Below are 7304 nucleotides of genomic sequence, written 5' to 3'. Positions count from 1 at the left end.
GTGCTCACGTCGACCCGCTTGATCCCACCGTAAAGATCATAGAGAGGCTTGAGGGCCAGGACCATCTGGATCGTGGAGCAGTTGGGGTTGGCGATGATGCCGGTCTCCCGCCACAGCTCGATATCCTCGGGATTGATCTCGGGGACCACCAACGGGACTTTGGGATCCATCCGGAAATGGGAAGTGTTGTCGATGACCACGGCTCCCGCCTCCACGGCGTAGGGGGCGAAGCGGGCCGAGACGCTGCCGCCGGCACTGAAGAAGGCGATGTCGATGTCGCGCCCCTCAAAGACCGTTTCGGTCAGCTCTTCGGTGACGAATTTCCGGCCGCAGCACTCGATCTCGGTCCCGGCACCCCGGGCACTGGAGAGAGGTAGGACCTCTCCCACGGGGAACTGCTGCTCTTCCAGAATCCGGAAGATCTCTTCGCCGACGGCACCGGTGGCGCCGACAACGGCGATATTGTAGGCTCTGCTCATATCAGGGTTCCTTGTTCTTTGTCATTGTTGTTTTCAGATTGTTCTTCGATTGAAGCGGATTCATCGCCTTCCAGCGAAAGCTCCTCCTCTTCATTCTCTTTAGGGCATTTGGCGATGCTGACGACCCGGTCTTTGCCCTCGACATTGACCACTTTGACCCCGGAAGTGGCCCGACCGGCACGGCGAATGCTCTGCATATCGACCCGGATCATCTTGCCGGCGCTGGTCAGACACATCAGATCCTTGTCCTCTTCCACGAAGACCACGCCGACCACATCGCCGGTCTTGGGGGTGAGTTTCATGGCGATGACCCCTTTGCCGGCCCGGCTCTGTTCCCGATACTCGCTAGCGGGGGTCCGCTTGCCCAGACCCTTTTCGCTGACGATGAGGATCTCGTCGTTCTCATCCTCGATGGTCGTGGCACCGCAGACATAGTCACCGTCGATCTTGAACTTGATCGCCGTGACCCCCCGGGCGACCCGGCCGATCTCTCGGACATCGGTGACGGGGAAGCGGATGCACATTCCCTTTTTGGTGACGACGAAGAGCCACTGGGTATCGGGTCGGATGATCTTGGTATCGATCAGCTCGTCGTCTTCGTCCAGATTGATGGCCCGGACACCGACGCTGCGGATATTGGAGTATTCGCTCAGGTTGGTCCGCTTGACGATCCCGTTCTTGGTGAAGAAGACCAGGCTCTTGTCCTCGTTGAAGTCCTGGGTGGGGATGATCGCCTTGATCTTCTCATCCTTGTCCAGATTGATCAGATTGACCACCGCTTTGCCCTTGGCGGCCCTGGACCCTTCGGGGATCCGGTAGACCTTGAGCCAGTAGAGCTGTCCCCGGTCGGTGACGAACATCAGTGTATCGTGGGTGTTGGAGATGAAGAAGCGCTCGATGAAATCATCCTCGTAGGTGGTGACGGCGGTCTTGCCTTTGCCGCCGCGGCGCTGTTTTTCATACTGTTTGACCGGGACCCGCTTGATGTAGCCGCGATGGGTGATGGTGACGACCATCGGCTCGTTGGGGATCAGGTCCTCGATGTCGATGTCGTCGTAGTCGTCCACGATCTCTGTGCGCCGCTCGTCGCCGAAGGCCTCTTTGACCTCCAGCAGCTCCTTTTTGATGATCTCTTCGATCATGCTTTCGCTCTTGAGGATGCTCTCGAGGTATTCGATGGTCTTGCGCAGCTCCGCCAGCTCATTCTCGATCTTTTCGATCTCCAGACCGGTCAGGCGGCGCAGGCGCATCTCCAGGATCGCCCGGGCCTGGATCTCGCTGAGGCCGAAGCGGCTCATGAGATTCTCTCTGGCCTCGGTGTCGTCGGCGCTGCCCCGGATGATCTTGATCACTTCGTCGATGTTGTCGACGGCGATCTTGAGACCTTCCAGGATATGGGCGCGGGCGCGGGCCTTCTCCAGGTCGAAGATGGTCCGGCGGATGATCACCGTCTTGCGGTGGTTGATGAAGAGATCCAGCAGCTCGGGCAGGGTGAAGACCTTGGGCTCTTTGTTGACGATGGCCAGCATGATGATCCCGAAGGTGGTCTGCATCTGGGTCGATTTGAAGAGGTTGTTCAGCACGATGTCGCTCATGGCGTCGCGCTTGAGCTCGATGACCACCCGGATCCCCTCCCGGTCCGACTCGTCCCGGATCTCGCTGATCCCTTCGATCTGCTTGTCGCGGACCAGCTGGGCGATGTTCTCGATCAGGCGGGCCTTGTTGACCTGGTAGGGGAGTTCGTCCACGACGATCGCTTCCCGGTTCTTGTGCTGCTCGATGTGGGTCTTGGCCCGGACTTTGATCCGTCCCCGGCCGGTGCTGTAGGCGTCGATGATCCCTTTCTTGCCGAAGATCACGCCGCCGGTGGGGAAGTCGGGGCCTTTGACCGCCTGCATCAGCTCCTCCACCCCGGCTTCGGGGTTCTCCAGGCGCATCAGGTGGGCGTCGATCAGCTCGTCCAGCCGGTGGGGCGGGATGTTGGTCGCCATCCCGACGGCGATACCGGCGGAACCGTTGAGCAGCAGATTGGGGACCCGGCTGGGCAGCACGTCGGGTTCCTGGAGGCTGTCGTCGTAGTTGGGGACGAAATCGACGGTATCTTTGTCGATATCCCGCAGCAGCTCCTCGGCCAGTTTGGTCATCCGCGCTTCGGTATAACGCATCGCTGCGGCGTTGTCACCGTCGATGGAGCCGAAGTTCCCCTGTCCGTCGACGAGAGGGATCCGCATACTGAAATCCTGGGCCATACGCACCAGGGCGTCGTAGACGGCGGTATCGCCGTGGGGGTGGTACTTACCGATGACATCCCCGACGATACGGGCCGATTTTTTGTAGGCGGCCCGGTGGGTCAGGTTGAGTTCGTTCATGGCATAGAGGATGCGACGGTGGACCGGCTTGAGGCCGTCACGGGCATCGGGCAGCGCCCGGCCGATGATGACGCTCATGGAGTAATCCAGGTAGCTCCCCTGGATACTCTCCTCGATCTTGACCTGCTCCACGGCTTCGCTGTTTTCAAACAGATCGTTCATGGGACTCCTTGATCTTGCGATCCGGCATTTTACCGGGATCTTAAAATGGGTAGATTATATCGAAAGGGAGCTAAGCGAACGCTGGGCGTTCAAGTGAGGAGTGAAGAGTGATGAGTGAGGAGTGAAGAATTAGGAATGAGGAATGAGGAACCGAAGATGATGTAGCGTGGGATTGCTATCCCACGATGATGAATGATGAATTTCGGTGTGCCGCAGGGGGCGTGGTTTTGGAAGCGGGAATTCATTCCCGCCATAAAATGAGGCATTTCCGTCATCCTGAACTCGATCCAGGATCCACAGTCCAATGGGCATTCAAGGCCCTGGATTCCGGATCGGGTCCGGAATGACGAAGGTTTTCTACGGTGACTATGGAATGAGGATAGGAAAGAAAAAAGAAAACGGTTAACTGTTGTCATAGTACCAGCGGTAATTCGTTCGCAGGAAGTGCCGGATCCGACGCAGCCAGATACTCAGATGGCGCATCAGCAGTTCGACGCCCACGGGAGTTTCGCTGAATTTTCTCTCCATATGTCCAGTGACCTTGCAAAGGATTTTGGAGATCATACCTCGGGGGAATTACCGCAGGATTACTCTTTTCTGTGAGAGTCGTAGCGTGGGATTGCCATCCCACGATTGCCGGAAATACGTCGAGTGGCGAAGATTTTCCAGATCTGTCATCATTTTCCGATCTAGATGGAGGTGGGGAGATGTCGGATTTGAGAACGATGGTCAAAATTGCCGATGGGATCGCGTTGGAGGTTTTTCGAAACTATCTGATCCGACGGGATGGAGTGCTTTTCGAACTGGCTGAGATCGAGGTATTGCTGGAAGATCCAGAACTTGGGTTCCGAAGTTCAATCGAGGGGTTGGATGAAAGCTGTTTGCAAAAAGGGACATTCATTCGACTCTTTCGTAAAGGGCTTCAACTATGTTACGGCGATGAGGAGAAAAATCGGCGCTGTGCGGTTCGAATCTATGGGATAATGAATGAAACGGAAAGCTTCTATAACGTACGGGCTATTGAATACGAGGGGTGGAGACGACGGCGGGATATTACGCTGGTACATTGGAATGATCCTGAACGGGTAGAGCGTATTGTCGGACATCTGGAATCCCCGGAAACGATTGAACAGTCTCTTATTCTCAGAGTGCCGCGTGCCCATCTGCCTTGGAATATCCTGGATCGTTATCTGCCCGATGATCCCAAAGAGTTGTGCCGTCTCCGGTCACAGCCCATCCGATATATCCGGCTTCCGTCCCTGAAGCGTCTGAAAGAGCCTTTCAGGCCGAGGGATCCCCAGCGGATCGTGTGTTCTCTCTTCGAAGATCAGGTGATGAATCATGCATGAGATCACAGGGAACTCCTGGGTATTGGAAGATGAGGAACGTTGGCATCTATTTTGCAGATGTGGTGATTATCGAACCATAGAACCATGTGAAGAGACAATGCAGGTTCCGGAATGTGAGCGATGCGGATCATGGTTCATCGACGTATGGGAGTTTATGGAAGAGACCGACATTCGCTATCGCTCTCCGTTTGTTTGGGAATGGCGGGTGGAAGCAACTTCTGATTCCTGGACAGTAAGTGCCGTAGTGCCGATTCCATTGGATATAGAGAAGGGCAGGCCGATCTATCGAGATTTTCCCATTGCCCGGATCATGTTGAGCCGAGCTGGCGATCTGGAGATGGAACGGCTGGAGCCACATCTGCTCGATGCGAAGATCATCACGGAGAAAGGGATCCAAGGCCCCCAGGGGCCGAAAATATTTCGGGAACTTCACCACTATCTGCTCTCATGGCTGGCAATTACGCCCGTACCAGAGGTAGAATGGCTTTTCAACGATGAACATTGGCGTTCATTTCCATCCGATCGGCGCTTATATGTCGTGAGTTTTTTTCTGCGTAATCCGCATTTGAGGGAGTTGGATTTCTTTTTCTGGATCGATTGGGACGCCCTTCCCGGATCGATACCAAAATTCGAGACGGTTCTGGAGTCGGTTTCCTGGATCCTGGCGGGACGAAAAGAGAAGCGTGTCAGACGTGCTTTTTTCGAGACATACAAAAGAGCGATGCAAAGAGAATGTTATTCCGTCTTCCCCGATAGGGTTTTCGCCAGGACGATCGGAGATCCCAACCACCTGGAGAAACTCATCAGACTTTCCCCGGAGGTCAAAAGTCGCCTCTTTTCCGCTCTGGCCTGGGAAGAGGCTCTGGAGTTTAGCCGATGGATCATAGATCTTTACGGTGAGCGTGGCGCGGTCCGTTTCTACAGAAGTGTGGAGCCGTTTCATCTCTCAAACCGATATATCCGAGATATCCACCGCCTAATGCGAGTGATGCACCGGAACGATCAAATGCGGGAACGTTTCGCCCGTCCGTCGGCGCATGTCGAAGCGCTGCATGATCGCCTGGCCGAGGCGGCAGGAGGCAGTCAGCGCGAGTGGGAGTGGGCGATCGAATTTGAATATCCGCGTGAGGTGCTTCGATACGAGGGGGAGTATGATGGATGGAGCTTCCGTTTGCCGAAAACCGGACGGGAGCTGGCCGAATGGGGACGTGATCTGCGCAATTGCCTGGCGAGTTATATCAGCCGTGTGGATAAGGGTGAGTGCATCGTATTGGGGATTTTTCGAAACGATAAGATCAAATACGCTCTGGAAATCGTCGAGGGGGAGGTGGTTCAGCTATCTGGAAAAGGCAATACATCCCCTCCTGAAAAGATTAAAAAATTGGTAAAAAAATATATAAACAATTAATAAATTTAATTAAGATTTATTAAAGGAAATTTTAATCTTCTTTTTGCCATGATCCCGATTCGGCAGACGTCGTCACCTTGTGTGGCCTATCGATTTGCACCTTATAAGGAGTTATTATGACAGATCGAAAAGTTGCCCCAAAAAAGCGAAGGAGAAATCCCGAACGTTACACCGTCAATGCGGAAATGAGCCTGGAAGAGGTGGCGAAAATCCTGGGGCTTTCCAGGGAGCGTATCCGCCAGATCGAAATGCAGGCGATCCGCAAGATCCGCTCTCCGCTGGTCTCACGAAAATTGCGGGAGTATCTCGATGAGTAAGCCATTACTTTGCCTCTCCTCCTGGCTGCGTGACACGAAAGAATACGCGCCGTTTTACCGGAGATTTACGAAAGAGCTGCGCAAGCGGGGGGAGCAATGGAAACTTCTGGAGAATACCCGTGACATCTGGTGCAGGGATTTTCTGCCGGTTTATGGAACGGGAGGTATGCCAGTAGAGTTCCGCTACGAACCTGCATATCTGGCAGGGAAGGACCGTTATCGCAGCCGTCCGGAGGAGTTTCTTCCGGAACTTGGAATCTCTCCCCGCTTTTGCGATCTGAAACTTGATGGGGGCAATCTCATTCTCCACGGTGGTACTGCTGTTGTAAGCGATAGAGTCTTTTCGGAAAACAGTGACAGGGATGAAAAAGAGATCGTGGAGACAATTCGCACCATGCTTGAACTGGATCGCCTGATCATCATTCCCTGCGATCCATCGGACATAGACATGACGGGGCATGCGGATGGGATGTGCCGATTCATCGACGACAAGCACGTCCTGCTAAATGACTTTCATCCAGGATCAAGAGATTTGAAAGAGAGTATCGAAAAGGTCCTACGTGATGTCAGTTTCGAGGTGATCCCTTTGAAAGTAGACTCTGGATATTATAAGGAGAATGATTGGCTTTGTGCCATCAATTTCTACGAGAGTGATCAGGCACTTTATGTCCCGGTGCTGGGAACGATTTACGAGGAGGATGTATTGCAGCAACTGGAGCGGCATTTTCCCTCAAAAGAGATCGTTTCTATCGACTCTCGGGAAATCGTGAAGGATGGCGGTGCACTGAATTGTGTGAGTTGGGAGATATTTAGGAGAAAACGATGAGTAAAGAACAAAACTGTTTTGAAATTCAAGGTACTGCAGTGAAGTCATTGGGTTGGATGATAGATAAATTAAATAAGTGCAATATATCCGATATTGAAAATATATTTTGCAAAATAGCAACATTTTTAATGAAATGTGTAGAAATAGAATCTTCATTTACTGATAATAAATATACAATTTCTGAGTTGGAATTTTACTACTGTCGAGATGATCATGAGGATTGCTACTGCCACTCTTATGAATCATATAAAAAAGGATATGATCATAAACAAAAACAGCGTCTTTGTTGGTACTTTCATGGAAGCGGAATGGACATTACAATTGGAGACGGTAAAAACATCTATGGAGGAATATTAATACGTTCTGTATTGGAAAACAAAGAACTCTTAATATC

At 52.8% G+C, this 7304-nt stretch carries 7 protein-coding genes and 1 pseudogene; 5 read left to right on the top strand and 3 right to left on the bottom strand.

Annotated elements, in window-relative coordinates:
- The 3 genes and pseudogenes from F8I07_RS06525 to F8I07_RS06515 all read right to left on the bottom strand — a co-directional run.
- Positions 1-479 (bottom strand): annotated as a pseudogene (locus F8I07_RS06525) (aspartate-semialdehyde dehydrogenase); the annotation flags it as partial.
- Positions 476-3010, bottom strand: coding sequence for a DNA gyrase subunit A (gyrA, locus tag F8I07_RS06520; protein WP_292657294.1), 2535 nt, complete (start codon positions 3008-3010; stop codon positions 476-478). The pseudogene F8I07_RS06525 and the gene gyrA, both read right to left, overlap by 4 nt.
- Positions 3011-3412: 402 nt before the next feature.
- Positions 3413-3538, bottom strand: coding sequence for a hypothetical protein (locus tag F8I07_RS06515; protein ID WP_292657292.1), 126 nt, complete (start codon positions 3536-3538; stop codon positions 3413-3415).
- Positions 3539-3717: 179 nt separating this feature from the next.
- Between F8I07_RS06515 and F8I07_RS06510 the strand changes: the two genes are divergently transcribed.
- The 5 genes from F8I07_RS06510 to F8I07_RS06490 form a co-directional block, all read left to right on the top strand.
- The gene (locus tag F8I07_RS06510; protein ID WP_292657289.1) at positions 3718-4359 is read left to right on the top strand and encodes a hypothetical protein; all 642 of its coding nucleotides are present in this window, start codon (positions 3718-3720) and stop codon (positions 4357-4359) included.
- Between the two features lie 310 nt (positions 4360-4669).
- Positions 4670-5767 (top strand): PcfJ domain-containing protein, encoded by a 1098-nt coding sequence (locus F8I07_RS06505; RefSeq protein WP_292657288.1) that lies wholly within the window; start codon positions 4670-4672, stop codon positions 5765-5767.
- A gap of 116 nt (positions 5768-5883) precedes the next feature.
- Positions 5884-6084, top strand: a complete 201-nt coding sequence (locus F8I07_RS06500; protein ID WP_292657286.1) for a sigma factor-like helix-turn-helix DNA-binding protein — start codon at positions 5884-5886, stop codon at positions 6082-6084.
- The gene (locus F8I07_RS06495; RefSeq protein ID WP_292657283.1) at positions 6077-6910 is read left to right on the top strand and encodes an agmatine deiminase family protein; all 834 of its coding nucleotides are present in this window, start codon (positions 6077-6079) and stop codon (positions 6908-6910) included. Before F8I07_RS06500 ends, F8I07_RS06495 begins: the two co-directional genes overlap by 8 nt.
- The coding region (locus tag F8I07_RS06490) for a hypothetical protein (RefSeq protein WP_292657280.1) at positions 6907-7304 on the top strand (398 nt) is incomplete at its 3' end. The genes F8I07_RS06495 and F8I07_RS06490, both read left to right, overlap by 4 nt.

The organism is Nitratifractor sp., assembly GCF_015487065.1.
GTDB lineage: Bacteria > Campylobacterota > Campylobacteria > Campylobacterales > Sulfurovaceae > Nitratifractor.
The sequence above is the reverse complement of the archived record's forward strand: the minus strand, read 5'-3'. Positions and strand labels throughout refer to the sequence as shown.